Origin of the sequence: Rhodanobacter spathiphylli B39, assembly GCF_000264295.1 — a bacterium.
In the GTDB taxonomy this organism is placed as follows: Bacteria; Pseudomonadota; Gammaproteobacteria; order Xanthomonadales; family Rhodanobacteraceae; genus Rhodanobacter; species Rhodanobacter spathiphylli.
In genome coordinates, this window is sequence record NZ_AJXT01000046.1 from 18,874 (window position 1) to 44,724 (window position 25,851).

26 protein-coding genes are annotated in these 25,851 nt (G+C 62.9%); 17 read left to right on the forward strand and 9 right to left on the reverse strand.

Going from position 1 to position 25,851, the window contains the following annotated elements; genetic code table 11:
- The first annotated feature begins 121 nt into the window (after positions 1–121).
- The 11 genes from UU7_RS14405 to UU7_RS14450 all read left to right on the forward strand — a co-directional run bounded on the left by UU7_RS14405 (position 122) and on the right by UU7_RS14450 (position 12,138).
- Positions 122–2,308 carry a hypothetical protein gene (locus UU7_RS14405; RefSeq protein WP_007809507.1) on the forward strand — a complete coding sequence of 729 codons (2,187 nt, stop codon included), beginning with the start codon at positions 122–124 and terminating at the stop codon, positions 2,306–2,308.
- 298 nt (positions 2,309–2,606) lie between these two features.
- Complete coding sequence (gene gmd, locus UU7_RS14410) at positions 2,607–3,716, forward strand: GDP-mannose 4,6-dehydratase (protein WP_007809509.1); 1,110 nt, start codon at positions 2,607–2,609, stop codon at positions 3,714–3,716.
- 11 nt (positions 3,717–3,727) lie between these two features.
- A complete protein-coding gene (locus UU7_RS14415) occupies positions 3,728–4,681 on the forward strand; it encodes a GDP-L-fucose synthase family protein (RefSeq protein WP_274378299.1) in 954 nt (317 codons plus the stop codon).
- Positions 4,678–6,015, forward strand: coding sequence for an oligosaccharide flippase family protein (locus tag UU7_RS14420; protein WP_007809513.1), 1,338 nt, complete (start codon positions 4,678–4,680; stop codon positions 6,013–6,015). Before UU7_RS14415 ends, UU7_RS14420 begins: the two co-directional genes overlap by 4 nt.
- Positions 6,012–6,629: an O-methyltransferase gene (locus tag UU7_RS18470; RefSeq protein WP_157582321.1), complete on the forward strand. Its 618-nt coding sequence runs from the start codon at positions 6,012–6,014 to the stop codon at positions 6,627–6,629. The genes UU7_RS14420 and UU7_RS18470 overlap by 4 nt, the downstream gene beginning before the upstream one ends.
- Before the next feature lie 3 nt (positions 6,630–6,632).
- Positions 6,633–7,592: a glycosyltransferase family protein gene (locus UU7_RS14425; protein WP_157582324.1), complete on the forward strand. Its 960-nt coding sequence runs from the start codon at positions 6,633–6,635 to the stop codon at positions 7,590–7,592.
- Between the two features lie 21 nt (positions 7,593–7,613).
- Positions 7,614–8,054: a cupin domain-containing protein gene (locus tag UU7_RS14430; protein ID WP_007809522.1), complete on the forward strand. Its 441-nt coding sequence runs from the start codon at positions 7,614–7,616 to the stop codon at positions 8,052–8,054.
- Positions 8,051–9,172, forward strand: a complete 1,122-nt coding sequence (locus tag UU7_RS14435; protein ID WP_007809525.1) for a DegT/DnrJ/EryC1/StrS family aminotransferase — start codon at positions 8,051–8,053, stop codon at positions 9,170–9,172. The genes UU7_RS14430 and UU7_RS14435 overlap by 4 nt, the downstream gene beginning before the upstream one ends.
- Positions 9,169–9,948 (forward strand): class I SAM-dependent DNA methyltransferase, encoded by a 780-nt coding sequence (locus tag UU7_RS14440; protein ID WP_007809526.1) that lies wholly within the window; start codon positions 9,169–9,171, stop codon positions 9,946–9,948. Before UU7_RS14435 ends, UU7_RS14440 begins: the two co-directional genes overlap by 4 nt.
- Positions 9,935–11,065, forward strand: a complete 1,131-nt coding sequence (locus tag UU7_RS14445; RefSeq protein ID WP_007809528.1) for a glycosyltransferase family protein — start codon at positions 9,935–9,937, stop codon at positions 11,063–11,065. Before UU7_RS14440 ends, UU7_RS14445 begins: the two co-directional genes overlap by 14 nt.
- A complete protein-coding gene (locus UU7_RS14450) occupies positions 11,062–12,138 on the forward strand; it encodes a glycosyltransferase (protein WP_238530959.1) in 1,077 nt (358 codons plus the stop codon). The genes UU7_RS14445 and UU7_RS14450 overlap by 4 nt, the downstream gene beginning before the upstream one ends.
- Here UU7_RS14450 and UU7_RS17765 read toward each other — a convergent pair.
- The 5 genes from UU7_RS17765 to UU7_RS14475 all read right to left on the reverse strand — a co-directional run bounded on the left by UU7_RS17765 (position 12,111) and on the right by UU7_RS14475 (position 15,896).
- Positions 12,111–12,863 carry a class I SAM-dependent methyltransferase gene (locus UU7_RS17765; RefSeq protein ID WP_157582327.1) on the reverse strand — a complete coding sequence of 251 codons (753 nt, stop codon included), beginning with the start codon at positions 12,861–12,863 and terminating at the stop codon, positions 12,111–12,113. The two genes, UU7_RS14450 and UU7_RS17765, sit on opposite strands and share 28 nt — an antisense overlap.
- On the reverse strand, positions 12,856–13,983 hold the full coding sequence (locus UU7_RS14460; RefSeq protein ID WP_202946807.1) for a glycosyltransferase: 1,128 nt from the start codon (positions 13,981–13,983) through the stop codon (positions 12,856–12,858). The genes UU7_RS17765 and UU7_RS14460 overlap by 8 nt, the downstream gene beginning before the upstream one ends.
- A gap of 91 nt (positions 13,984–14,074) precedes the next feature.
- Positions 14,075–14,929, reverse strand: a complete 855-nt coding sequence (locus tag UU7_RS14465; RefSeq protein WP_007809532.1) for a glycosyltransferase family 2 protein — start codon at positions 14,927–14,929, stop codon at positions 14,075–14,077.
- 332 nt (positions 14,930–15,261) lie between these two features.
- Positions 15,262–15,657, reverse strand: a complete 396-nt coding sequence (locus UU7_RS14470) for a type II toxin-antitoxin system VapC family toxin (RefSeq protein WP_007809533.1) — start codon at positions 15,655–15,657, stop codon at positions 15,262–15,264.
- The gene (locus tag UU7_RS14475) at positions 15,654–15,896 is read right to left on the reverse strand and encodes an AbrB/MazE/SpoVT family DNA-binding domain-containing protein (RefSeq protein ID WP_007809534.1); all 243 of its coding nucleotides are present in this window, start codon (positions 15,894–15,896) and stop codon (positions 15,654–15,656) included. Before UU7_RS14475 ends, UU7_RS14470 begins: the two co-directional genes overlap by 4 nt.
- 350 nt (positions 15,897–16,246) lie before the next feature.
- Here UU7_RS14475 and pilB point away from each other — a divergent pair, with 350 nt between their 5' ends.
- The 5 genes from pilB (at position 16,247) to coaE (ending at position 21,327) form a co-directional block, all read left to right on the forward strand.
- Positions 16,247–17,971, forward strand: a complete 1,725-nt coding sequence (pilB, locus tag UU7_RS14480; protein WP_007809535.1) for a type IV-A pilus assembly ATPase PilB — start codon at positions 16,247–16,249, stop codon at positions 17,969–17,971.
- Positions 17,972–18,113: 142 nt separating this feature from the next.
- Positions 18,114–19,385 (forward strand): type II secretion system F family protein, encoded by a 1,272-nt coding sequence (locus tag UU7_RS14485; protein ID WP_007809536.1) that lies wholly within the window; start codon positions 18,114–18,116, stop codon positions 19,383–19,385.
- 56 nt (positions 19,386–19,441) lie between these two features.
- A complete protein-coding gene (locus UU7_RS14490) occupies positions 19,442–19,834 on the forward strand; it encodes an endonuclease domain-containing protein (protein WP_007809537.1) in 393 nt (130 codons plus the stop codon).
- 15 nt (positions 19,835–19,849) lie between these two features.
- Positions 19,850–20,707, forward strand: coding sequence for a prepilin peptidase (locus UU7_RS14495; RefSeq protein WP_007809538.1), 858 nt, complete (start codon positions 19,850–19,852; stop codon positions 20,705–20,707).
- Entirely contained in the window at positions 20,704–21,327 is a 624-nt protein-coding gene (gene coaE, locus UU7_RS14500; protein ID WP_007809539.1) for a dephospho-CoA kinase, read from the forward strand. The genes UU7_RS14495 and coaE overlap by 4 nt, the downstream gene beginning before the upstream one ends.
- A 40-nt stretch (positions 21,328–21,367) precedes the next feature.
- Here coaE and UU7_RS14505 read toward each other — a convergent pair whose 3' ends face one another.
- The 3 genes from UU7_RS14505 to UU7_RS14515 form a co-directional block, all read right to left on the reverse strand.
- Positions 21,368–22,300 (reverse strand): Nudix family hydrolase, encoded by a 933-nt coding sequence (locus tag UU7_RS14505; RefSeq protein WP_007809540.1) that lies wholly within the window; start codon positions 22,298–22,300, stop codon positions 21,368–21,370.
- Positions 22,301–22,329: 29 nt separating this feature from the next.
- Complete coding sequence (locus UU7_RS14510; protein WP_007809542.1) at positions 22,330–22,818, reverse strand: dihydrofolate reductase; 489 nt, start codon at positions 22,816–22,818, stop codon at positions 22,330–22,332.
- A 146-nt stretch (positions 22,819–22,964) separates the two neighbouring features.
- Complete coding sequence (locus tag UU7_RS14515; RefSeq protein ID WP_007809544.1) at positions 22,965–23,759, reverse strand: thymidylate synthase; 795 nt, start codon at positions 23,757–23,759, stop codon at positions 22,965–22,967.
- A gap of 92 nt (positions 23,760–23,851) precedes the next feature.
- Here UU7_RS14515 and UU7_RS14520 point away from each other — a divergent pair, with 92 nt between their 5' ends.
- Complete coding sequence (locus UU7_RS14520; protein ID WP_007809546.1) at positions 23,852–24,862, forward strand: TIGR00266 family protein; 1,011 nt, start codon at positions 23,852–23,854, stop codon at positions 24,860–24,862.
- A gap of 34 nt (positions 24,863–24,896) precedes the next feature.
- On the opposite strand, the gene lgt is transcribed toward UU7_RS14520, so the two are convergent.
- Positions 24,897–25,715: a prolipoprotein diacylglyceryl transferase gene (gene lgt / locus UU7_RS14525; RefSeq protein ID WP_007809548.1), complete on the reverse strand. Its 819-nt coding sequence runs from the start codon at positions 25,713–25,715 to the stop codon at positions 24,897–24,899.
- Positions 25,716–25,851 lie beyond the last annotated feature (136 nt).

The window sequence follows — 25,851 nt, forward strand, 5'->3', positions numbered from 1 at the left end:
TGCCTGCCATGAACGCAATAACCAAAGATCATGCGCACAGCGCCGGCCAATTCGAGGTCGCCTTCGTATGACACTGCTTGCCCGTTGCCGCCATCCAGGCTCATGGCTCTTGCTGTTAGCCATGCTCTGCACCCTGTTTATCTACAGCACCGGCCTTCAAGGAGGCTGGCTGTTCGACGACTACCCCAACATCGTTGACAACCAGGGCGTGCATCCCGTCGACAACAGCATTGCGAGTCTGGTACGCGCCGCGTTGTCTTCTCCGGCCAGCGAGTTCAAGCGCCCGCTGGCTTCGCTGAGTTTCGCGGCAAACTACCTTGCCAGCGGGCTCGATCCGTACAGCTGGAAGTTGGCCAATGTGGTCATCCACCTGCTGAACGGGGCGCTGGTTTTCCTGTTGGCGCGCGTACTGCTGCTTGCGGCTTCTGAGGGATCGTCTCCAGTTTGCAAGGGATTTCCTTCGATCGTGCGCGATGATTTTCGATCGCCTGGCGAAGAGCTGTCGCGCACAGGGTGCGCTCCTACATCCAAACGTACCGGCATCGTCGCTGCAATGATCGCGGGCGGCTGGATGCTGTTGCCGATCAACCTCACCGGCGTGCTGTATGTGGTGCAGCGAATGGAGAGCATGGCGAACCTGTTCGTGCTGCTTGGCCTGATCGGTTACGTCGCCGGTCGCCGGTGCATGCTTGTTGCAACCACCTCGACTCAAACCGGCCCTGCGCGCGGCGCCGGATCGGGCTGGGGTGGCTTCAGCCTGTGCCTGCTCAGCATCACCCTGCCCACCGTGCTCGGGTTGCTGGCCAAGGAAACCGCGGTGATGTTGCCGCTGTATGCGCTGCTGGTCGAGTGGGCGATATTCCGGTGGCGAAAGGCGGTGCCGCAAACCGTTGGCGCAAGCCGTTGGGTGCCGGAAATCCCGGCCACACCCACCACCGTAGGGCGGGCAATGCCCGCCACTCCCTTGCAAGGCGACCGGGATGAAGAACCGGCGGGCAGTGCCCGCCCTACGCTGGGTGAGTCGCGGAAGGACTGGCGCGTCATCACGCTGTTCCTGCTGGTACTGGCCTTGCCCTTGGTCATCGGCTTGGCATGGCTGCTGCCCGATCTCTTGAAACCGGAAGCCTGGGCCACCCGGGACTTCACCTTGGGCACCCGCTTGCTCAGCGAGGCGCGCATCGTCACGGATTACATCAGCTGGACTTTGCTGCCCACGCCGGATGCACTGTCGTTCTATCACGATGACTTCCGAATCTCGACCGGCTTGCTGGCGCCATGGACGACCTTGGCCAGCATCGTCTTCCTGGTCAGCCTGATGGCATTGTTACCGTGGCTGCATCGACGCCAGCCGCTGGCCGCGCTCGGCATCGCGCTGTTTCTTGGCTGCCATTTGCTGACCGGCACCGTGCTTCCGCTGGAGCTGACCTACGAGCATCGCAATTACTTCGCCAGCTTTGGACTGCTGCTGGCGGTTGTGCCGTTGCTGGCTGCGCCCTCACGCGGCATCGCTCCTACGGACGCGACGGATGACGACTCATCAGCAAGTGAGTCCACGGATCGGCTACCGATGGCCTTACCGCGCTACGTGTTGCTGGCCGGATTGATGCTGCACTGGACGGCGCTTACCGCCATCACCGCCCATGCCTGGGGCGATCCGTTGCGACTGGCCGAGGAGCTGGCTTCGCGCGCGCCGCAGTCGCCACGCGCCCAGTACGAACTGGGCCGAACTTACATTATCTACTCGCATTACGACCCCTCCTCGCCTTTCACCCAGCTGGCGTATGCACCACTGGAAGCTTCCGCCGCGCTGCCCCATTCCTCGATTCTTCCGGAGCAGGCGCTGATTTTCATGAACGCCCGCATGGGACTGCCACTGAAGGATGCGTGGTGGAACAGCATGATCGCAAAACTGAAAGCCCACCCGCCCGGGGTACAGGACGAAAGCTCGCTAGGTGCACTGACCCAATGCGCACGCGACCGTCACTGCACGCTGCCGGCACAGCGCATGGTGTCGGCATTCGATGCAGCCTTGGCACACCCGAACCCCGGTTCGCGCCTGCTTGCAACCTATGGTGACTATGCCTGGAACGTGCTGGACGAACACAACCTCGGCGAACGCCTGACCGAGCATGCCGTCCAGGCCACACCCGACGAACCCGCCTACCGGATCACCCTGGTGCGCATGCTGGTGGCACAAGGTCGCAAACAGGAGGCTCGCGCGGCACTGCGTGGACTGGAGGCGCTGAACATTGGCGGACGCCTGGACCGGGAACTGGATGAATTGCATGCGTTGGTGGATTTGCCTTAGCGGCCGGCAAGCGTGCCTTTCAGTCGACTGGACATTGGGTTATCCGGAGGCTTAAGCACCGACATATTGACGTCCTACGACCCAAATGGGAGTTTGGCGTCGATATATCGGTGCTTGCCTTGGCAACACCCGTGACGCGCCCTGGAATTTCGCAGACTGCGGAACGACCGTCTGTGCATGTGCGATGACATGAGCAATCGCGAACCGCCAAGCACCATGGATACAACTGCCCCTACGCACACGGACAGCCAGCATTTAGACTGTTACCTTGCGGCAACCAACTGCCATCGGATCACACATGAAGCGCGCGCTTATCTCGGGAATTACCGGCCAGGACGGCGCCTATCTGGCGGAATTCCTGTTGGCCAAGGGTTATGAGGTCCATGGCATCAAGCGACGCGCGTCATCCTTCAATACCGAGCGCATTGATCACTTGTACCAGGATCCGCATACGCCAAACCGAAAGCTGGTACTGCACTATGGCGACCTGACCGACTCGACCAACCTGATCCGCATTGTCCAGCAGGTGCGGCCCGACGAAATCTACAACCTCGGTGCGCAAAGCCACGTGCAAGTCTCCTTCGAGACGCCCGAGTACACCGCCAACGCGGACGCCCTGGGCACGCTGCGCCTGCTGGAAGCTATCCGTATCCTCGGCCTGGAGAGCAGCACCCGTTTCTACCAGGCCTCAACTTCGGAGCTCTACGGACTGGTGGCCGAAACACCGCAAAGCGAACGCACACCGTTCCACCCGCGCTCGCCCTACGGCGTCGCCAAACTCTATGCCTACTGGATCGCGGTCAACTACCGCGAGGCCTACGGCATGTACGCCTGCAACGGCATCCTCTTCAACCACGAATCGCCCATCCGCGGAGAAACCTTCGTCACCCGCAAGATCACCCGCGCCTTGGCCCGCATCCATCTCGGCCTGCAGGAATGCCTGTATCTGGGCAACCTCGATGCTCGCCGTGACTGGGGGCACGCTCGGGATTACGTGGAAGCACAGTGGCTGATGCTGCAACAGCCGCAGGCCGAGGACTATGTGATCGCTACCGGCAAACAGCATGCCGTGCGCGAATTCGTGGACTGCGCTGCGCGCGAACTAGGCATGGTGCTGGAATGGGTCGGCAACGGTCTCGACGAGAAAGCCGTACTTGCCAGTGCATCCACCGATTCCGCAGCAAAACCAGGCCAGTGCATGGTTGCCATCGACCCACGCTACCACCGGCCAGCCGAAGTGGATACGCTGCTGGGCAACCCGACCAAGGCCCGCGAAAAACTCGGTTGGACGGCCCGCATTGGCTTCGAGGAGCTTGTACGCGAGATGATGACAACCGACCTTTCCCATGCACGCCGTGACGCCTTGGTCGAACGCTCTGGCTTCCGGATCGCGCAGCACCACGAATGAACTCGATGCGGATGTCTTCCAAAATCTATGTTGCTGGCCATCGCGGCATGGTTGGCTCAGCCATCGTCCGGCGCTTGCAGGCGGAAGGCTACGACAACCTTTTGCTGTGCACGCGGCAAGAGCTGGACCTGACCGACCAGCACGCTGTGGAAGCCTTCTTCGCCAGCGAGAGCCCCGAGTACGTTTTCTTGGCAGCCGCCAAGGTCGGTGGCATCCACGCCAACGATACCTATCCAGCGGAATTCCTGCGCGACAACCTCGCCATCCAGACCAACGTGATCCACAGCGCTTGGAAACACGGTGCGAAAAAGCTCCTTTTCCTCGGCTCCTCCTGTATTTACCCGCGTGACTGCCCGCAGCCGATCAAGGAGGAATACCTGCTGACTGGCCCACTCGAACCGACCAACGAGTGGTACGCCATCGCCAAGATCGCGGGCCTAAAGATGTGCCAGGCCTATCGCAGGCAATACGGCTTCGACGCAATCTGTGCTATGCCGACCAATCTCTATGGGCCGGGCGACAACTATCATCCGGAAAATTCGCATGTGGTGCCGGCGTTGATACGGCGACTGCACGAGGCCACGCAGAGCGGTGAAGCGAAGGTGCTTATCTGGGGCACTGGTAAACCGCTGCGTGAATTCATGCATGCGGACGACCTTACCGATGCGCTGTTACTTCTTATGCGCGATTATAGTAGCGAGTCCATCGTCAATATCGGCTCCGGCCAGGAGCTGAGCATCGCGCAACTTGCGCACATGATCGCTGATGTCGTCAGCTTTCGCGGCGAACTCATGTTCGATCCGTCAAAGCCCGACGGCGCGCCACGCAAACAGCTCGACACCACACGCATGGAAGCACTGGGCTGGAAGGCACGCATCGCCTTGCGTGATGGACTTGCGCAGGCATGGCGCGCCTGGCTTGCGAGCGAATCGGCGCATGCGGGGGGCGATGCTGTCTCGCAATGAGCGCACTCAAGATTCCATTGCGCGTCGTCAATTCCACGCTGCGCTTGCTGCCCTCGACGAACATTCTGCGGCAGGCCGGATGGCTCGCGGTTGCAAAAATCGTTCAGGGCGTAGCCAGTATCGCGGCAACTCTTGCTGTCGCGCGTCATCTTGGCCCTGCGGAATTCGGCCTGCTCTCGCTTGCGTCAGCTATCGCACTGTTCGTCGGATCTGCCGCGTCTCTGGGCTTGGAGCAAATCGCAACGCGTGAACTGTCCACCGCAGATCCCTTTCGCCACCCACCGATGCTGTCCGTGCTCCGCCGCATGCGCGTGATCGGCGCGCTGCTTGGTTGCACAGTGTTGCTCGCAATCACCTTGACACCAAATGCACGCGGGTATGGGGTCTCCAGCCTACTTCTAATCCTTTGTCTGCTGCCGTTTGCGCAAGTCGGCGACCTGGCCGAGTGGCGGCTAATAGCCGCCGGGCGCAGCCGACGCGTTGCCTTCGCAACCGCGCTGTCCTCGCCGTTGGCTGCACTGGCGCGGCTGGCATTTGCACTCACCGACGCAGGCGTCGCGGTATTCACGTGGCTGTTGGTCGGCGAATGGGCGCTCCGCTCGTTGCTGTTGGCGCTCTCCTCCCGCGACCGCAACTTGATCGCACCCGAGTCCGAGCCCATCCTTCTCGCAAGCGCACTTCCTCTGCTGCGCGACAGCTTGCCGCTACTCCTCAGTGGCATCGCCGTGTTCGTCTACATGCGCATCGATCAATTCATGATCGCCGCCTTGCTCGGGCCGCGCGAGGTCGGCCTGTATTCGGCGATTGTCGCCTTGGCCGAAGTGCCGCTGGTGCTCCCAGCCTTGTTGCTTCGTGCAGCGCTGCCAATCCTTACCCGCCAATCGGAAGCCGACCCTTTTCTACGCGACCAGACGCTTACGAGCCTGATGCGCAACGGTTTTTATCTGCACCTTGTGATCGCGCTCATTGCAGCGGCGTTCGCGAAACCACTTGTAGAGTTGCTGTACGGGCCCACCTTCGCTGCATCAGCGCAGGCGTTGGGTATTTTGGTTCTAGCCGCACCGTTCGTCGCACTGGGTGTGCTCAGCTCGTCTTGGTTGGTGCTTGAACGTCGTACTGGTCACGCCCTGCGTCGCACAATGGTAGGTGCTGTGTTAAACGTGGTGCTTAACCTATTCTTCATCCCGCGCTTCGGGGTTGCGGGCGCCGCAGCCGCGACGCTCGCCGCACAAGTGACGGCCACCTACCTGATCGATGCCTTTCATCCGCAAACACGAGCCTTGTTCCACATGAAGAACCGCGCACTGTTTCCCCGCTTCCGGAGCGGAACATGAAGCTTCCTATGTGGATACGACACTGCATCGCGCGCATTGAAGCGAGCAATTCAGGTTACCTGGATCAGGTGGGCTGGATTCGTACCCGCGCCGAGCGCATCGCTCTCGATGCGAGCGGTGAGCCCATGCCGTGGTTCACCTATCCCGCATTGCACTTTCTCCGCGAGCGCGTCAAGCCAGATTGGCGCGTACTCGAGTTCGGCGCAGGCATGGGAACGCTATGGTGGAGTCGCCATGTGCGCGAAGCCGTAGCCATAGAGCATGACGCGGACTGGGCAGATCATGTAACCAACAAATGCAATGCACGACTGATTCGCGTATCCGCCGGCAGTGCAGAGGATTACCTGCGGCCCGCGCTCATTTCAGGGACCTACAGTGTGGTAATTGTGGATGGCATTTTTCGCAACGAGTGCCTCGCGATCGCACCAAGCCTTCTGGACAATGGTGGAGTGATCGTGCTTGACGATGCACAGCGCGAAGAATATCGATCCGCTGTCGAGGCATTACGCGGACAGGGATTCAAGCTGCTCCCGCTGCATGGGCCACAACCGGTCAGCAAGCACCCAGGCTGCACGGCCATCCTGTACCGCGACGTTAACGTGCTCGGTTTGTAGACAATGTCCGCAAACTACGCGCCAATCGCATATTTCGCGTTCAACCGCCCCGCGCACACCGAGCGAACCCTGGCTGCACTTGCCGCTAATCCGCAGGCGGAGGCAACAGATCTGCATGTATTCGTGGACGGCGCTCGCAACGAAGCAGAGTGCCCGCTTGTCGCTAAAGTGCTGGACGCGGTGCGTGCTGTGCAGGGATTCCGAACGGTCACGGTGCATGCATCCAAAGCCAATCAAGGGCTCTATTCCGCGATCACGGGGGGCGTGAGTCGTGTACTCGCCGATGCGGGCCGAGTGATTGTCGTCGAGGACGATATCCTCGTCTCACCGTTCTTTCTGGCCTACATGAACGAAGGACTGGATCGCTTCGAATCGGATTTGCGGGTCGGTTCGATCCACGCATACAGCCCGCCGATCGCTGGTCTGCCGGATCATTTCTTCCTGCGCGGCGGCGATTGCTGGGGCTGGGCGACCTGGACGGACCGCTGGAGCCTCTACCGTGAAGATACTCATGAGCTCGTCAGCGAACTCGTGGCAAATGATCAAATAGACGCATACCTTAGTATCTACGGGCACCATTCGCTCGTTCATCTCATCAAACGCGCTTGGGGGCGGAACTTTTCTTGGGCGTCAAACTGGCATGCGAGCCTTTTCCTGGCGGGCAAATTGACTTTGCATCCCGGCCGATCGCATGTCGAGAATATAGGCAACGATGGCACCGGCACACATGCTGCGGATTCTGGCATTTATGCCACAAAAACCACAGAATCGTACGATGGCATTGGCGCTGTTCATGTTCTCCACGACAGCGATTGCGCTAAAGCCATGCGCGATTTCATGGACGGTGTCGCATGCGAAACTCCCTACAGAATATTGCGACGTAAGCTGGTAACCCTGCTGTTCAAGTGGAACGCTCATTTGATCTTCGCAAAGCAGCGCGGCAGAACAGGCGCGAACGTGTAACTTCACTGGCTTGGTGAACCTATGATTGAGCGCATATGTTGCGGCAACAAAGAACTTGCCCTGATCGTCCGCCGTGATTTCCGTCATGAAGGCATCGAGTTCTTCACTCCGGGCACCTACTCCCAACAGCTCGGCTACATGAACCGTCCAGCCGGGTACGTCATCCCCCCGCACGTGCACAACGCCGTGCGGCGAGAAGTCCAGTACACCAAGGAAGTCCTGTTGATCCGTAGCGGTCGGGTTCGCGTCGATTTCTACACCGAAGCGCAGGAGTATTTGCAAAGCACCGTGCTCGTGGCCGGCGACGTGATCCTGCTGGCCTTCGGCGGGCATGGCTTCGAAATGCTCGAACCCACCGAGATCATCGAGGTCAAGCAAGGGCCCTACTGCGGCGATCAGGACAAGACGCGGTTCGATCCGGTTTCGGGCGATCGCATCGTGACCAAGGACAGCAACACATGAGCACAACCGGCATTCCCGTCAACACGCCGTTGCTCGACGGCAACGAAAGGAAGTACCTGCTCGAATGCATCGAGTCAGGCTGGATTTCCTCCGAAGGGCCGTTTGTTCGGCGCTTCGAGGAATCCTTCGCCGAACGCGTCGATCGTCACCACGGTGTCGCCGTGTGCAACGGCACAGCGGCGCTCGACGCGGCAGTCGAGGCGCTGGGCATCGGTGCCGGTGACGAAGTGATCCTGCCCGCCTTCACCATAATTTCCTGCATCGCTCAGATCGTCCGCGCCGGAGCCACACCGGTGCTGGTGGACAGTGATCCGGTGACTTGGAACATGGACGTGCGTGAGGTGGAGGCAAGGATCACGCCACGCACGCGCGCCATCATGGTGGTGCACATCTACGGCTTGCCAGTGGACATGGACCCGCTGCTAAAGATCGCGGCCCGGCATGGCCTGGCTGTGATCGAGGATGCGGCGCAGATGCACGGCCAAACCTACAAGGGGCGACCCTGCGGCAGTTTCGGCGACCTCAGTACCTTCAGCTTCTACCCAAACAAGCACGTCACCACGGGCGAAGGCGGCATGGTACTTGCGAACGACGACAAGCTGGCGGATGACTGTCGCAGCCTGCGCAACCTCTGCTTCCAACCGCACAAGCGCTTCGTGCACGAGCGTCTGGGCTGGAATCTCCGCATGACCAACCTGCAAGCCGCACTCGGTCTTGCGCAACTGGAACGCCTGGATGAGTTCCTTGTCCGCAAGCGCCGCATGGGAGCACGCTACGATGCTGCCTTGTCAACGCTGCCTGCCATCCAGCTTCCCCTTGTCGAGACCAGTTACGCGCGCAACGCCTACTGGGTATACGGCATCGTGCTTGGCGAGGAGCGCGACATGGATGCCGAAGAAGCCATGCGCCAGCTGGCCGCTCGCGGAATCGGCACGCGCCCGTTCTTCTGCCCGATGCACTGGCAACCGGTACTGCAACGCAAGGGACTGTTCGAGAGCGAGTCCTATCCCGTAGCCGAACGCCTCTATACGCGCGGTTTCTACATTCCAAGCGGGTTAGGTTTGGCCAAGGCGGAACAGGACAGGGTTTGCGAAGCCGTGACGGAAGTCCTGGCATGAGCGCCTTCGCCGATCTCGCCCGCTTCTACGACGTCGTCTACGCGGACAAGGACTACGCCGCCGAGGCGAACTACGTCGCGCGCCTGCTCGATACGCACGGCCACAATCCGCGCAGCGTGCTGGAGCTGGGTGCGGGCACCGGCCGTCTGGCCGTGGAGCTGGCGCGCGGCGGCTTGCGCGTGCTCGGCATCGATGCCAGCAGCGACATGGTAGAGCTCGCCAACGGCCGCCAGCGCCAACTCGGCGTGGAAGGCATCTCCTTCCTTGCCGCCGACGCCACCCGTTTCCGTGCCGGACAACGTTTCGATGCCGTCATCGCCTGCTTCCACGTGCTCAATTACATGGCCTCGCCGCAAGCACTGACTGCCGCCTTCGCCACCGCAGCGGCACATCTCGAACCGGGTGGGCTGTTCCTGTTCGACAGCTGGCACGGCCCGGCCGTGCGTGCGCAGGGCCCCGAAGCGCGAGTGCGCGACCTCATGGTGGAAGGCGCACCGGTGGTGCGCATCGCCGAGCCTCACCACGACCCAGGGCAGCAGACCGTGGACGTGCGCTACCGGTTCTTCGTCCAGCCGTCTTCCGCGGAGACTTGGCAACTGATCGAGGAAACCCACCACCTGCGCTATCTGTTCCGCGAGGACATTGCCACCGCCTGCCGCGATGCCGGCTTTGAATTGGTGTGCGGAGAAGCTTGGCTTAGCGGGGCTCCGCTTGACGAGCGGACGTGGAGCGCCTGCTATCTGGCCAAGCGGATTCGGGGCGATGACTGGCAGTAATGCCCTGGATTCTCAGGGGACGAAGCCTGACGTCCTGATCCTTTTTCCGGACGACTGGGCGATCTACTCTCCCACGCTGCTACGTCTGGTAGATATCCTGTCGGAATCCTTCGCCGTGCGCGCCCATGTGCTGGACACTGGCCGGGTCGATAACACGATGCTTGACCAGCCGCGTTTTCGGCGCATCTGTCTGTCCGGAAGCATTGCAAAGCTGCTCAGGAAAACCGGCACGTATCGGCCGTTCCGCGCCATGGCTTTGGCACATTCCGCCCGTCACGCTGTCGGCCCGCATACACAGGTCATCGCCGTGGATGCCGACGGCACCATGGCAGCACGACTGCTGGGGCGACCCTTCCATCTCCTTTCGCTGGAGGTGGGCAGGCATCCGCTGTTTCGCCTGATAACAGGAAGACACGCCCGTTCGATCATCATCCAGAGTCCGGAACGACTGCAATATCAGTTTGGCGGCGCCATCGCTTCCCAGCTGCCGGTCTTCTATGTGCAGAACGCCCCGGAAGTGCAACACCACCCCCCCGTGCGCGTTGCTCGCCGCGAACACCCTCGACTGGTTTACATGGGTCATCTGATGCCCATGCATGGCCTCGCAGCCATGCTGAACTTGGCTCGTGCGTGGCCGCAGGCTACCTTGACCTTGCTAGGGTTACGCAATGCCGCCGGCATGGAGCTCGTCAGAGCGCACAACGGGGATCTCATCGAGTCGGGCCGCGTGGTCGTATACGAGGACTACGTGCCGGAGGCAGCGTTACCGACTTTTCTTGGCGACTTCGACATCGGCTTATGCCTGTACGAACTTGGCCGGCGGCGCCATGATTTCAACTATCTGAGCTCGCCGGCAGGGAAGATGTTCAATTACTTCTCCGCGGGCCTTCCCGTAGTCGCTTCAAACTTGGCCGGGCTCAGTCCGGTATCGCTGCACCAAGCCGGCATCCAGGTGGATTCGCACGGGGTCGAAGCTCTGATCGGGGCGTGCCGTACCATCCTGGATGACTATACGCACTACAGCATGGGGGCTAGCCATGCCGCCATGCACTACGACTTCAGAAGTGCAGTCGTCCCTCTGGCAGATTTTCTGCGTTGCTGCATGGAACACTCGTGAGACTCCTTTTCGTCGGCAAGCGCCATCCACAACAGCGCGACCTCATTGAGCGTCCCTACGGTCGCTTCCACCATCTTCCGGTGGAGCTTTCCACACTTGGACATGAAGTCCAGGTGCTTCTTTGCAGTCATCGCCATTTGCCATCTACACGTACCCGAATTGCCGACGTGGACTGGCTCAACGAGGATATACGGACGCTCGGCGTCGGAGATTTCTTTCGCAGATTGAGCCGGCACGCCGCCGAGTTCCGACCCGACTGGATCGTAGGCATGTCCGACACCTACTACGGCTGGATTGCGAATGGACTGGGGCGCACCACGGGAGCCCGCGTTGCCATTGACGCCTACGACAACTACGAAGCCTACATGCCGTGGAATCTCCCGTTGCATGCGTTTTGGAGACGATCAATCCGTGCTGCCGACCTGGTGACGGCGGCGGGTCCGCAGCTGGCGCAGCGACTGCAATCGCACCGTCGGGGCGGACGTCCGGTCGAAATCATCCCCATGGCTGCAGATCCGGAATTCCGGCCACTGGACAAACAGGCCTGCCGTCGCACCCTTGGGTTGCCGGCTGAGGGGCGTTTGGTTGGTTACGTGGGAAGTTGGGCACGAAACCGGGGCACGACCATGTTGATCGACTCGTTTCGGCAAGCACGCGCCGTTCGGCCCGACCTTCAACTTGTGCTCAGCGGCAAGCCGCCGCCGGAGGCCTTGGCCGAACCGGGCGTGGTGAGCACCGGTTACGTCCCGGATGCACAGCTACCCGATGTGATAAATGCATTGGACGTAGCCTGCGTGGTTACCGCCGACACCAGTTTCGGTCGATACAGCTATCCCGCCAAACTGTGTGAAGCCATGGCATGTCACGTACCGGTTGTGGCCACAGACACAGAACCGGTGCGTTGGATGCTGGCGGGAAGTACCGACCATCTTGTTCAACACGGGGATGCGGCGAGCTTCGCGAAACGCATGCTGGATCTTCTGGACGCACCGCGCGCTGAATACGGCCCCCGTCCCACTTGGCAAGACCAGGCGCTCAAGCTCGATCAACTGTTTTCGGAAGTCGTACGATGAAAGCGATAGATCAGCGTCGGAATGATTCTGCGCAGCGGAAGCAACGCCCTATCCGGGATGCGTCGCAGCACGCCAGCAGACGCAGACTTCGCCCGCTCAATCTCGAACGTGGTCCGTAGCGCGTCGATGCACAAGTTGCGGCAATCCAGGCCCGCATCTGCGAAAAAGCGTTCAAGCTGCCTCATCTGCAGTGGCTCGCAGTCATATACTGCGCCTTTGCCCATCAGGCGCAGATAAGGCGTGCGCCAGGCATGCGGCAGCCAACTCAGGAACGCCAGCTTGTAGTGCGGCTCGACCAGCATCCACCGATTGGGCACGGCCAGATAGCCCACGCCATCCGGGCGCAGCACGCGGCGCAGTTCTGCGAGATGGGCGCGCTGAGTACCTTCATCACCAACGTGTTCGATGACATGGTTGGTCAGCACAACATCGAAAGACTCATCGGCGAACGGCAGTTGGGTATCGCGTACATGATGGTAGCGATAGCCATCCGCGACTTGGCGATTGTCATGGACATCCACTGCATCGACTGCGCATCGCAGTTGCGGATGGGTTCCGAAGTAGTGGGCGATGCCACCTGAGCCCGTGCCCACCTCAAGCATGTGAATGGGCTGCGGTCGACTGGCCAACTCCAGCAGGCGCTCAATTTTCAACCCTTTCAGGTTCCGCGAACGCATGTCCTTAGATATGTGCGGCTTTCGATCGGTTGGAGTTTCGTTACCCATGGCCAATGCAAGCCTCAAGAATTTTCGCGTAGTTTTGACTTACTGCCAGCCAATCGAAACGCCGGATGATCCCTTCCCGGAATACTTCGACGCCGCGAAGGTGAGCATCCCTGCGAATCAGAATATCCCTCACTGCTTCGGCCAACTTCTCGCTGTCACTCGGGCCGACACGGATACTCCCCTCACCCTCCGGCAGTACGTTCCGCGTCGCCGGCAAATCGGATACGACAACCGGGCAACCACAGCCGGCAGCTTCCAGACATACTAGGCCGAGCCCTTCCTGATCACCTGAGGATGCTTCTACAAAGGGAGCCACAAACACCGCTGCACGTTGATAGCGGGCTGGCAAGTCCCTCTGAGACAAGGCGCCAATGAAGTGAATCTTGTCTTGCAGGTCAAGGCCTTCCACCTGTGCCCGACGTTCCGTCTCTTCCGGGCCAAAGCCCACCACCGTCAGATGCGCAGAGGGAAACGTATCCAGGATTGACGGCATGGCGCCTATCAGATGGCGCAATCCCTTTTTCTCCACCAGCCTCCCCACGAAGAGAATTTCATCGCGGGATCGCTCCGTGGCGATGTCGGGAATGAACCGCGAGATCAAATCGACTCCCATGGGCTGGACGGCAACGGCATCCACATCTGCTCCGAGCCGTGCCAGTTCCTCGCGCATGGCTTCGCTGACCACGGTGGTCGATGCAGCCCGGCGAATGACAAATCGTTTGAGTGCGTTCAGTACCTTGCCTCGCAGGGCAAACAGATCGGCTCCGTGCGAGGTGACCAGGAAAGGTGGTGCCTGTCGGGACAGCTTGCCCAGCAGTGCGACGATCAGGCCCTGAGGAAGCAGCCAATGGGCATGAATCACATCAACTTTTCTGCTGCGCAACAAGCACCAGATTCGCCATGCCTGCGCCAGCACGAAGGTGGGCACCAAGAACATCTTCCAGCGGTTGCGGCGCAGGTTGTTGACGATGCCACCACCGTTGACGAGCGTTTCGAAGCGCCTGGGTGCATAGCGATATCGAATCACTTCGACACCATCAAGCATCTCGCGTTTCGCAGCACCGGGCGCGCTGGGCACCAGGGCGACGACATGGAATCGATCGGTGAGGCGCTTGGCCAACTCGTGAACGAACCCAGGCTCGGGGTCACCACTCCAACGAGGATAGGTCGACGCCAATACAACGAGCGTGGGTCGCTCGTGCATAATCGTGTCAGGCATCGCGTCGGTACATCAGTCCGGTGATCTGTTCGGATACCAGTCCGATCAGAAACACAATTACCGAGGCGCTCCACAGCAGCGTGCTCATGTTTGTCAGTCGGCCATCATGCATGAATGTCCACGCATAATTCGCACAGCCCAGCAGAAAGAACACCACGCTCGCCGGCACGAACAACTTCAGCGGCGAGTACAGCGTGGCGATCTTGAAGATGATCAGCAGGAAGCGCAGGCCGTCGCGCAGTGGCTTGATGTGGCTCTTGCCCACGCGCTGGGCGGCCTTGATGGGGATGTAGGCCACGGCGTAGGCGCTGCGGAAGAACGCCATGGTGCTGGTGGTGGGGTAGCTGAAGCCGTTGGGCAGCAGGTGCAGGAATTCGCGGAACTTGTCCGCGCGTACGGCACGGAAGCCGGAGGTGAGATCGAGCACCGGATGGCCGGTCATGCGGGTGGCGAGCCAGTTGTACAAGGTGTTGGCCAGGCCGCGGCCGACGCCGGCCTGGCTGTCCCAGTCACGGGCGCCGACGACCATGTCGTAACCGCGGTTCAGCTGGTCGAGCAGGCGCTTGATGTCGGCGGGATCGTGCTGGCCGTCGCCGTCCATGAACACCAGGATGTCGCCGCTGGCGGCCCGGGCGCCGCGCTTGATCGCAGCACCGTTGCCCATGGAGTACGGCGCGCTGAGGCAGGTGATGTCGTTGCCCTTGCAGATACTGCGGGTGTCGTCGGTGGAGCCGTCGTCGACCACGACGATTTCCGCATCGGGGTGGGCGGCGCGCAGCTGCGGCAGGAGGGCCGCCAGGGCGGGCGCTTCGTTCTTGGCAGGCAGGATGATGCTGAGGCGGTTCAACAGGTGGCTCCCCCGGATGACCCCGGGATCATAGCGTGAAGGGGGGGATGGGGTCAGGCGGGAAGTTGGCAGCGCGGGAATCTCGGGGATTGGATCAAGAGCTTGACCCCCTCCTGCCCTCCCCCTGCTAGCAGGGGGAGGAACCGGTTCCGTAGCTGCGCGCCTTGCTCCCTCCTCTGCGAAAGCTGGGGAGGAACCGGGGCGCGGGGTGGTTCGCCTTGAGTAGAGGAAGATCGAGGGCTCGCGCACAGGGTGCGCTCCTGCGCAGGGTCACTGGGTTCGGGCGGGTGCGGCGGACGGTGTCCGCCCTACGGGAGACGGGAACAGCGTTCCTACGGTAGCAAGGTCATGCCCGCGTGTTTTGCGGCGCCACGGTCAAATGTCATGGTTCGTTCGCAGCCGGCGGACATCGCGGTGCAGGCGATCAGGCAATCGGCGAAATCCGCCTTGGAATCGCGGTACACGCGCACCGCTTTCCAGACGGTCGCGGCGCGCTCCACGCTCAATTCCTTGGTGCGCAACAGGGCTTCCAGCGCTTCCGTGAGCTGCGTGCGGTTCAGCCCGTACGCCGCACCAAGCACCCAGGCCAACTCGACCACGGATACGATCGAAATCCAGCCTGGATCTTCGACAGTCAGCGCATCGAGCAAGGCAGAGGCTTTGGCCGACTGTGCCGCATCATCCTGCATGATGTAGCGCACAAGGACGTTGGTATCCAGGCCGATCATTTGGCTGCCGCGCCCGCCGCTGCGATCGTTGCGTTCATCTGCTCGATCGACACCCGCTTGGCCGGTTTGCCGAACATGCCCTTCAGTGCGGTCACGGGGCGCGTGGCAGCCATGAATTCATACCTGCCCGGCTCGATTTCCACAAATTCCACCCGATCCCCGGCACGCACATGCATCGCCGCACGTACGGCGGCCGGGATCGTGATCTGGCCTTTGCTGGTGACGCTGGCGGTAGTCATGGTGATCTCCCGTTGTTTCCTTACATTAGTGTAAGGAATTTTTACTCCGGGAGCAAAGCTGCGCGCTTTGCTCCCTCCCCTGCAACAAGCAGGGGAGGGTTGGGGTGGGGTCGCTCTGCGCGGCAAGCGCAAAGTCAAGAGCCAACCCCCTCCTGCCCTCCCCCTGCAAGCAGGGGGAGGAATCGGTCCGGTGGCGTCGCCCAACCATGGGGGAGTGCAGCAGGTGTTGTGCGTTTGTGCGCTGCGTCGGGCTATCCGGCGGTGACCCGCGGGGAATTGCATTCAGTGGGTGACCTGCGGGGCGGACTGCGGTAGATTCAACAACATACAGGGGCAAGGTCGAGCCGTTTATGTCATCTCAATTGCAACCGTCGCTTACGGGTCTGTCCGGCATGGCGCGCCGGCTGGTGTCCGAAGGCGTGATGGCGGAGGACGTGGTCCGCAAGGCCATGGCGGACAGCGGGCAGCAGAAGGCTGCGCTGGGTACGTGGCTGCTGGACCACGGCCTGGTCGACAGCGCGGAGCTGACGCGGGTGGCGTCGGTCGAGTTCGGCATGCCAATGATGGACGTGACCTCGTTGAGTCCGGCCACGATGCCGCTGGATCTGATCAGCGAGGCGCTGATCACCAAGCACCAGGCGCTGCCGCTGTTCCGACGCGGCAAGCGGCTGTACGTGGGCATCGCCGACCCGATGCAGTCGCATGCGCTGGACGAGATCAAGTTCCACTCCAACTGCATGGTCGAGCCGATCCTGGTGGAGCGGAACTCGCTGCAGAAGGTAATCGAAAGCCTGCTGAACAACCTTCGCAACACCATGCCGGACATGGGTGGCGGCGACCTCGACGAGCTCGATATCGAGGCCGGCGACGGCGAGAACGAGTCGAACAGCGGCGTCGATGCCACCGGCAATGACGACGCGCCGGTGGTGAAGTTCGTCAACAAGGTGCTGGTCGACGCGATCCGCCGGGGCGCCTCGGACATCCATTTCGAGCCGTTCGAAACGCAGTACCGGGTGCGCGTGCGCATGGATGGCATCCTCAGCACGGTGGCCAACCCGCCGATGAAGATGGCCAACCGCATCTCATCGCGCATCAAGGTGATGTCGCAGCTGGATATCGCCGAGAAGCGCGTGCCGCAGGACGGCCGCATCAAGCTCAACCTGTCCAAGACCCGCGCGGTCGACTTCCGTGTCAGCGTGCTGCCCACGCTGTTCGGCGAGAAGATCGTGATGCGTATCCTGGACGGCTCCTCGGCCAAGATCGGCATCGAGAAGCTGGGCTACGAGCCGGATCAGCAGAAGCTCTACATCGACGCCATCCACAAGCCGTACGGCCTGGTGCTGGTCACCGGCCCCACCGGCTCGGGCAAGACGGTGTCGCTGTACACCGGCCTGAACATGCTCAATACGCCCGAACGCAACATTTCCACCGTGGAAGACCCGGTGGAAATCCGCGTGGAAGGCATCAACCAGGTGCAGCAGAACGTCAAGCGCGGCATGACTTTCGCCAGCGCCCTGCGCTCGTTCCTGCGCCAGGACCCGGACGTGATCATGGTCGGCGAAATCCGTGACCTGGAAACCGCCGAGATCGCGATCAAGGCCGCGCAGACCGGCCACATGGTGCTGTCCACCCTGCATACCAACGACGCGGCGCAGACGGTTTCGCGCCTGATGAACATGGGCATCGCCCCGTACAACATCACCTCGTCGGTCACCCTGATCATCGCCCAGCGCCTGGCGCGGCGCCTGCACGACTGCAAGAAGCCGATGGATCTGCCGCCGCAGGTGCTGCTGGCCGCCGGCTTCAGCCAGGCCGATATCGACGAGGGGATGACGATCTACGAGGCCGGCGGTTGCGACGGCTGCAATGACGGCTACAAGGGCCGCGTGGGCATTTACCAGGTGATGCCGATGCTGGAGGAGATCCAGAAGATCATCCTGCAGGGCGGCAACACCATGGAGATCGCGGCAGCGGCCAAGGCTGCCGGGGTGAACGACCTGCGCGCTTCGGCCCTGCTGAAGGTGAAGCAGGGCCTGACCAGCCTGATCGAGATCGACCGCGTGACCAAGGAATAAGCGGCGAACCGCGACCGCCGCCGCACCGAAGTTGCGTCCGGCGCCACGGTTTGGCGGGGCAAAAATGACATAAGCTTCACGAATATCTTGTTTGCCGCCCGCGGGGACGGCGCCGGGACTGGACCACTGGGGGAAGATGCGCATGGCCACGGCTACCGCAACGAATATCGACAAGGCGCGCGCGCTGGGCGCCCAACGTGCCGAAGTCAGCAAGCTGACCACCTACGAGTGGGTGGCGCTGGACAAGCGCGGCAAGCGCATGAAGGGGGACATGCCGGCGAAGAACGCCTCGCTGGTGAAGGCCGAACTGCGCCGCCAAGGCATGAATCCGCAGACCGTGCGCGAGCGCTCCAAGCCCCTGTTCGGTTCCTCCGGCAGCACGGTGAAGCCGGGCGACGTGGCCGTCTTCAGCCGCCAGATCGCCACCATGATGGCATCCGGCGTGCCGATGGTGCAGGCCTTCGACATCATCGCCGATGGCCAGAAGAACGTCCGCTTCAAGAACATCCTGCTGGACGTGAAGCAGAACATCGAGGGTGGCGCGTCCCTGCATGAGGCGCTGGGCCGCTACCCGGTCCAGTTCGACGAGCTCTACTGCAACCTGGTCCATGCCGGCGAAGCCTCCGGCGTGCTGGACACCGTGCTGGACACCGTGGCGACCTACAAGGAACGCACCGAGGCGATCAAGAAGAAGATCAAGAAGGCACTGTTCTACCCCATGATGGTGCTGGCCGTCGTGTTCCTGGTCATGCTGATCATGCTGCTGTTCGTGGTGCCGGTGTTCTCCAAGACCTTTCAGGACGCCGGCGCCGACCTGCCCGCGCCGACCCAGGTGCTGGTGAACATGTCGGAGTTCATGCAGAGCTACTGGTGGCTGGTGATCGGCATCATCGTGGGCAGCATCGTGGCGATTGTCTTCGCCAAGAAGCGCTCGCTGAAGTTCGCCCACTTCCTGGACCGGCTGTCGCTGAAGCTGCCGGTGATGGGCAACATCGTGCGCAACTCGGCGATCGCCCGCTTCTCGCGCACGCTGGGCGTGACTTTCCGCGCCGGCGTGCCCCTGGTCGAGGCGCTGGAGGCCGTGTCGGGCGCCACCGGCAGCATCGTCTACGGCGACGCGGTCAGGCAGATGCGCGACGACATCTCGGTCGGCCACCAGCTGCAGCTGGCGATGAAGCAGACCGGCCTGTTCCCGAACATGGTGGTGCAGATGACCGCCATCGGCGAGGAATCCGGCGCACTGGACAACATGCTGTTCAAGGTGGCCGAGTTCTACGAGGAAGAAGTGGAGAACGCGGTCGACACCCTGTCCACCCTGCTCGAGCCGATCATCATGGTGGTGCTGGGCGGTATCGTGGGCGGCATGGTGGTGGCCCTGTACTTGCCGATCTTCAAGCTCGCCGGTACGGTCTGACCGAAGAGCCCCTCTCCCTTCGGGAGAGGGGCTGGGGAGAGGGTGCGGTTCAAGCGATGCGCCACAAACCGCCTCTGCCCACCAGAACGTTGACTACCGCAAAGTTGCTGCGCACCGCCAGCACCGACGCCGAACTCAAACTCTGGTATCACCTGCGCGCCAAACGCCTCGCCGGGCTCAAGTTCCGCCGTCAGCACCCCATCCCGCCGTATATCGCCGACTTCTTCTGCGAAGAACTCAGGCTGGTCGTCGAGATCGATGGTTCGCAACACGACGAGGAAACGGACAGCATCCGTACGCGTGCGCTGGAGCGACAAGGCCTCGTGGTGCTGAGATTCTGGGACAATCAGGTTTTGCAGGAAATCGAGGCGGTGCTTGAGGCGATTTTGAACTTCGCTAGGGGCCGCACCCTCTCCCCACCCCCTCTCCCGCAGGGAGAGGGGCCTTAAAAGCAAGGCTGACGCATGCCCGATCTTCCGTTCGCCCTCTGGATTGCCCTGGCCGCCGTGCTCGGCCTGCTGGTGGGCAGCTTTCTCAACGTGGTGATCCTGCGCCTGCCCGAGCGCATGGCTGCGGCCTGGCGCCACGAAGCCCGTGACGTGCTGAAGATCGAGGGCGACGCCGAACCCATGCCCCCGGGCATCGTGCGCGAGCCGTCACACTGCCCGCACTGCAAGCATCCGCTGTCGGCGCTGGACAACATCCCGCTGTTCGGCTGGCTGCTGCTGCGCGGACGCTGCCGCTATTGCCAGACGAAAATCTCGATCCAGTACCCGCTGGTGGAATTGCTCAGCGGCATCCTGAGCGCGGTGATCGTGTGGAAGTTCGGGCCCTCGTGGGCCGCGCTGGCGGGACTGGGGTTCACCTGGGTCTTGATCGCGGCAGCCGGCATCGACTTCCGCACTCAATTGCTGCCCGATCAGCTGACCTTGCCGCTGTTGTGGCTTGGTCTGTTGCTGTCGTTGCTGCCGATGTTCGTCAGCGCACCCAGCGCGATTCTTGCCGCGGCGATCGGCTACCTCAGCCTGTGGAGCGTGTACTGGGGATTCAAGCTGCTGACCGGCAAGGAAGGCATGGGTTACGGCGATTTCAAGCTGTTGGCGGCCCTGGGCGCGTGGATGGGCCCGGTCGCGCTGCTGCCGATCGTGCTGCTGTCCTCGCTGATCGGCGCGCTGGTGGGCGGCAGCCTGATCGCACTGCGCAAGCATGAGCGCGAGATCCCGATGCCGTTCGGCCCGTTCATCGCTGCCGCGGGCTGGGTCTGGTTCGTGGCCGGCCCGGATCTGCTGGACGGCTATCTGCATCTGACCGGCATGCGATGACCGGGCATCGAGCGGCGCTGGTGATCGGGCTCACCGGTGGCATCGCCGCCGGCAAGACCGCGGTGACGCGACGCTTCGAGGCGCTGGGCGTGCACGTGCATGATGCCGACGTGGCAGCCCGCGACGTGATCGAACCCGGCACGTCGGGCCTGGCCGAAGTGGTCGCGGCATTCGGGGCCGACGTGCTGGACGATGCCGGTCGCCTGGATCGCGCCGCCATGCGCCAGCGCGTCTTCGCCGACCCGGGCGCGCGCCGCACGCTGGAGGCCATCATCCATCCGCGCGTGCGGCAGTGGCTGCACGACCGCGCGATGGCCGAAGCGGGCCCTTATTGCCTGCTGGCCATTCCGCTGCTGGTCGAGAACATCGAACACTACCGCTGGATCGATCGCGTCCTGCTGGTCGATGCGCCCGAAGCGACCCAGCTTGCCCGCCTGACGGCGCGAGACGGCATTGACGAAACCCTGGCCCGTCGCATGCTGGCCAACCAGGCCGTGCGCCAAGAACGCCTCGCCATCGCCCACGACGTCATCGACAACAGCGGCGACGAAGCCGCCCTCGACCAGGCAGTTGTCCATCTGCACCAGCGCTATCTGGAACTGGCACGCCGCGTTTCCTGATGCGGCGGCAAACCGGCGGGCGGTGCCCGCGACCGCTACGTCACGGCCAGAACTCGCGGGTTCCCGCAACGCCCTGACCGCTGTTGGCGCGGGCCTGGGCGACGTGCGCCGGCGCCAGGCCGCCCAAGGCGTAGACGGGCAATGCCGCTGCTTCCGCCAGCGACTGGAAGCAGGTCCAACCCAGAGGCGGAATCTGCAGATGGGCAGGCGTGGCGGCGACCGGCGCCAGGGTGGCGAAATCCACACCCAGCTGCCCGGCCCGGGCCAGGTCAGCCGCGTCATGGCAGCTGGCACCGATCAACTGCGACGGCGGCAGGGGGCGCCCGCCAAGCGCCGCCACCTCGCGATTGCGCAGCTGCACGCCGATATCCAGCAGCTGCGCACCTTCGATGTCACCGTGCAGCAGCAGTTGCGAACCATGGCGGCGGGCCAGTGGCAGCAGCCCGGCAGCGAGTTCGCGCACCATCTCGCGCGGCCACAGCGGCAAGTGCAACTGCACCAGTTGCGCGCTGCGTTCGATCGCCTGGCCGATCCGCTCGAACCACGCGCCGGCCTGCTCCGGCGGCACGTCGACCGGGGTGATGGCGTAGCGGGAGGGCAGGCGCAACGCCTGCAGGATCGCGCGATCGGCCCGGGTCAGCATGGACGGATCGACCTGCTCCGGCGGCAGCCATTGCAAGGCCTGCCCTTCCAGCGACCGCGGCTCCCCTTCCCATTGCTCGGTCTGCCAGGTATCCAGCAGCAGCTCGCGATCGGGATAGTGGCAGGGCACGCGGATCAGCGGCTCCGCGCGCAGCAGGGTGACGCCGATCTCCTCGCGCAACTCCCGCGCCAGCGCCTCGAAGGGTGTCTCGTCCGCCTCCAGCTTGCCGCCGGGAAACTCCCACAGGCCGGCCAGATGCTTGCCCGGCGGTCGCTGCGCCAGCAGCACGCGACCCAGCGCATCGAGCATGACCGCGGCCATCACGTGCATGACCGGTTTCGGCTCGACCGGCATGGTAGTCAGTTGTTGCGCAGGTACTCGACCATGTCGAAATCGTAGGCATGGTCCGCATCGGCCTTGTGGTGCACGCGCGACACCTCGGTCCACTCGCTGAAATGCACGCCCGGGAAGAACGTGTCGGCGCCATCGACGGCGGCGCTGACCCAGGTCAGATACATGCGGCGCGCGCGCTGCAGGGCTTCGTGGAACACCATGCCGCCGCCGATCACCATCAGCCCGGTGTTGTCGCAGCGCGCCTGCGCCTCTTCGATGGAGCGTACCGTGATCTGCCCGGGAAACGGCGCCTCGTGGCGGCGGCTGAGCACCAGGTTGACCCGGTCCGGCAGTGCGCGGCCGATCGACAGCGCCGTGTTGTAGCCCATCAACACGTTCTTGCCGGTGGTCAGTTGCTTGAACCAGCGCAGGTCATCGGGCAGATGCCAGGGCAGCTGTCCCTTGCGGCCGATCGCGAAGTTTTCGTCGAGTGCAGCAATCAGCGAGATGGCCATGGAGAATCCTTGTAGGGCTGGTTCATGGGGGCGACCGGCATCCGGGGAAGATGCCGTCGAATCGCTCTGGATATTAACAGGCCGCGCCAGGGCTGCGACGACATTCCACCCTTCCAGGCCGGCCTCGGCAGGCTCCAGCCGCAGGCCTAGACCGCGACTTCGGCCTTGATCGCCGGGTGCGACCGGTAGCCTTCGATCGTGACGTCCTCGTAGCGGAAATCGAAGATCGAACCCACCGCCGGATTGAGCTTCAGCTGCGGCAACGGCAGCTCGTCGCGGCTCAGCTGCAGTCGCGCCTGTTCCAGGTGGTTGTTGTACAGATGCGCGTCACCCAGGGTGTGCACGAAATCGCCGACGCCCAACCCGCAGACCTGGGCCACCATGTGGGTCAGCAGCGCGTAACTGGCGATGTTGAACGGCACGCCCAGGAAGATGTCGCCGGAGCGCTGGTACAGCTGGCAGCTGAGCTTTCCATCCGCCACGTAGAACTGGAACATCGTGTGACAGGGCAGCAACGCCATCTTCGGCAGCTCGCCCACGTTCCAGGCGTTGACGATCAGCCGCCGCGAGTCCGGGTTGCGCCTGATCTCGTCGATCACCCAGGCGATCTGGTCGACCACGCCGCCGTCGGCCGTGCGCCAGGCGCGCCACTGTTCGCCGTAAACCGGACCGAGGTCGCCGTTCGGGTCGGCCCACTCGTCCCAGATCCGCACGCCATGTTCTTTCAGGTAACCGATGTTGGTGTCACCTCGCAGGAACCAGATCAGCTCGTGCACGATCGACTTCAGGTGCAGCTTCTTGGTGGTGACCAGCGGAAAGCCCCGGTTGAGATCGAAGCGCATCTGCCAGCCGAACACGCTGCGCGTGCCGGTGCCGGTGCGATCGGTCTTTTCGGTGCCATGGTCGAGAACGTGGCGAAGCAGGTCGAGGTAGGCGCGCATCCGCCGATTCTAGCCCGAGGGGCATGACAACGGTCACTGCCGCCGCGCGCCGACACGACATAGACTCGGGCTTTTCCAGCGAGGAGACGAGCATGGCCCAGTGGTTTTTCAGCTACGGCAAGAACACCGACCGGATCGGCCCGCTTGATGACGCCGCAGCACGGGAACAGGCCCGACGCCAACCCGACGGCTACTGCTGGAGCGAGGGCTTCACCGAGTGGAAGCCGATCCGCAGCGTGGCGGAATTCGGCGGCATGCCGCTGGCGCCACCGCCGATGCCGGCGTCGATGGGCGGCGGCCGCGCCGACGAGATCGACTACCGCATCGTCGGCACCGACATGCAGTTCGTCGAGATCGAGCTGGACCCGGGCGAAAGCGCGATCGCCGAGGCCGGCGCGCTGATGTACAAGGAAGCCGCCGTGCGGATGGACACCGTGTTCGGCGACGGCTCCAGCGGCGGCCAGAGCGGCGGCCTGATGGACAAGCTGCTGTCCGCCGGCAAGCGGGTGATCACCGGCGAAAGCCTGTTCACCACCGTGTTCACCCACACCGGCCAGGGCAAGGCGAAGGTCGCGTTCGCCGCGCCCTACCCCGGCACCGTGATGGCGATGAAGCTGTCCGACCACGGCGGCCGGCTGATCTGCCAGAAAGATGCGTTCCTGGCCGGCGCCCGCGGCGTGCAGCTGGGCATCTTCTTCCAGCGCAAGATCCTTACCGGCCTGTTCGGCGGCGAAGGCTTCATCATGCAGAAGCTTGAAGGCGACGGCTGGGTGTTCGTGCACGCCGGCGGCACCGTGGTGCAGCGCGAGCTGAAAGCCGGCGAACGGCTCGACGTGGATACCGGCTGCGTGGTCGCCTTCCACGACACGGTGAACATGGACGTCAGGCCGGTCGGCGGCATCAAGAGCATGCTGTTCGGCGGCGAAGGCGTGTTCCTCGCCACGCTCACCGGACCGGGCACGGTGTGGCTGCAATCGCTGCCGTTCTCGCGCATGGCCGGCCGCATGCTGGCCGCGGCACCGCAAGGCGGTGGCCAGCGCCGTGGCGAGGGCTCGATCCTCGGCGGACTGGGCGACATCCTGGGCGGCGACCGGAATTTCTGAGTGACTGCGTTCCGCAGGGCGGGCCGTGCCCGCCTTACGGAGCGGAAGCCAGCGGCAGCGTCGGCGCCCGGCGCGACATCGCGATCAGCCCCAGCCCGACGGCGATCAGCGGCAACGACTGCATCTGTCCCATCGTCACCCACGACGTGCCGAACAGGTAGCCGAGTTGCGCGTCGGGCACGCGCACGAATTCCACAGCGAAGCGGAAACAGCCGTATAGCAGCGCGAACAGGCCCGACACCAGGTAGCGCGGCCGCGGCTTCAGCGAAACCAGCCACAACACCGCGAACAGCACCACGCCCTCCAGCAGCATTTCGTACAACTGCGAAGGGTGCCGCGGCAGCCGGTCCGGCGCTTGGGGGAAGATCATCGCCCACGGCACGTCAGTCGGCTTGCCCCACAGCTCGCCATTGATGAAGTTGCCCAGACGACCCAGCCCCAGCCCGATCGGCACCAGCGGCGCCACGAAATCGATGGTGTCGAAGAAATGCAGTTTCTGCCGCCGCGACCACCACCAGCCCGCCGCCAGCACGCCGAGCAGGCCGCCGTGGAAGCTCATCCCGCCGTCCCACACCTTGAACAGGGTCAGCGGTGCGGTCCAGATCCAGTCGATGTCGGCATAGAACAGCATGTACCAGATGCGCCCGCCCGCGATCACGCCGAGCATGCCGTAGAACAGCAGATCCCCCAGCGCATCGCGGGTGACCGGAAGCCGTCCGCGCCGGCGCCGGTACTCGCCCAGCACGGCCACGAAAAAGAAGCCCAACAGATACATCAGGCCATACCAGTGCACCTGCACCGGGCCGAGATGAAACGCGACGGGATTGATATCGACGATGTAGGGCTGGGACATGACGGAGGCGTACTGGTAAAGAAAAGCAAGTGTAGCGGGCCGGCAGGGCGCAACGGACATCCACCGCCGCCACTTTTGACGCTGGCTCCGCGCGGGCTAGAATCCTCCACAGACAGCACCGCGCGCGTCGGGGAAA

Bases quoted from the DNA above. Each gene is read 5' to 3' on its own strand.
- UU7_RS14510 (WP_007809542.1), bottom strand. From the start codon at position 22,818: ATGGCCATCTCGCTGATTGCTGCACTCGACGAAAACTTCGCGATCGGC.
- UU7_RS14435 (WP_007809525.1), top strand. From the start codon at position 8,051: ATGAGCACAACCGGCATTCCCGTCAACACGCCGTTGCTCGACGGCAAC.
- UU7_RS14405 (WP_007809507.1), top strand. From the start codon at position 122: ATGCTCTGCACCCTGTTTATCTACAGCACCGGCCTTCAAGGAGGCTGG.
- UU7_RS17765 (WP_157582327.1), bottom strand. From the start codon at position 12,863: ATGGGTAACGAAACTCCAACCGATCGAAAGCCGCACATATCTAAGGAC.
- UU7_RS14485 (WP_007809536.1), top strand. From the start codon at position 18,114: ATGGCCACGGCTACCGCAACGAATATCGACAAGGCGCGCGCGCTGGGC.
- UU7_RS14430 (WP_007809522.1), top strand. From the start codon at position 7,614: ATGATTGAGCGCATATGTTGCGGCAACAAAGAACTTGCCCTGATCGTC.
- UU7_RS14515 (WP_007809544.1), bottom strand. From the start codon at position 23,759: ATGCGCGCCTACCTCGACCTGCTTCGCCACGTTCTCGACCATGGCACC.
- gmd (WP_007809509.1), top strand. From the start codon at position 2,607: ATGAAGCGCGCGCTTATCTCGGGAATTACCGGCCAGGACGGCGCCTAT.
- UU7_RS14505 (WP_007809540.1), bottom strand. From the start codon at position 22,300: ATGCACGTGATGGCCGCGGTCATGCTCGATGCGCTGGGTCGCGTGCTG.
- UU7_RS14520 (WP_007809546.1), top strand. From the start codon at position 23,852: ATGGCCCAGTGGTTTTTCAGCTACGGCAAGAACACCGACCGGATCGGC.
- UU7_RS14415 (WP_274378299.1), top strand. From the start codon at position 3,728: ATGTCTTCCAAAATCTATGTTGCTGGCCATCGCGGCATGGTTGGCTCA.
- UU7_RS14495 (WP_007809538.1), top strand. From the start codon at position 19,850: ATGCCCGATCTTCCGTTCGCCCTCTGGATTGCCCTGGCCGCCGTGCTC.
- UU7_RS14490 (WP_007809537.1), top strand. From the start codon at position 19,442: ATGCGCCACAAACCGCCTCTGCCCACCAGAACGTTGACTACCGCAAAG.
- lgt (WP_007809548.1), bottom strand. From the start codon at position 25,715: ATGTCCCAGCCCTACATCGTCGATATCAATCCCGTCGCGTTTCATCTC.
- UU7_RS14470 (WP_007809533.1), bottom strand. From the start codon at position 15,657: ATGATCGGCCTGGATACCAACGTCCTTGTGCGCTACATCATGCAGGAT.
- coaE (WP_007809539.1), top strand. From the start codon at position 20,704: ATGACCGGGCATCGAGCGGCGCTGGTGATCGGGCTCACCGGTGGCATC.
- UU7_RS14445 (WP_007809528.1), top strand. From the start codon at position 9,935: ATGACTGGCAGTAATGCCCTGGATTCTCAGGGGACGAAGCCTGACGTC.
- UU7_RS18470 (WP_157582321.1), top strand. From the start codon at position 6,012: ATGAAGCTTCCTATGTGGATACGACACTGCATCGCGCGCATTGAAGCG.
- UU7_RS14420 (WP_007809513.1), top strand. From the start codon at position 4,678: ATGAGCGCACTCAAGATTCCATTGCGCGTCGTCAATTCCACGCTGCGC.
- UU7_RS14475 (WP_007809534.1), bottom strand. From the start codon at position 15,896: ATGACTACCGCCAGCGTCACCAGCAAAGGCCAGATCACGATCCCGGCC.
- pilB (WP_007809535.1), top strand. From the start codon at position 16,247: ATGTCATCTCAATTGCAACCGTCGCTTACGGGTCTGTCCGGCATGGCG.
- UU7_RS14440 (WP_007809526.1), top strand. From the start codon at position 9,169: ATGAGCGCCTTCGCCGATCTCGCCCGCTTCTACGACGTCGTCTACGCG.
- UU7_RS14425 (WP_157582324.1), top strand. From the start codon at position 6,633: ATGTCCGCAAACTACGCGCCAATCGCATATTTCGCGTTCAACCGCCCC.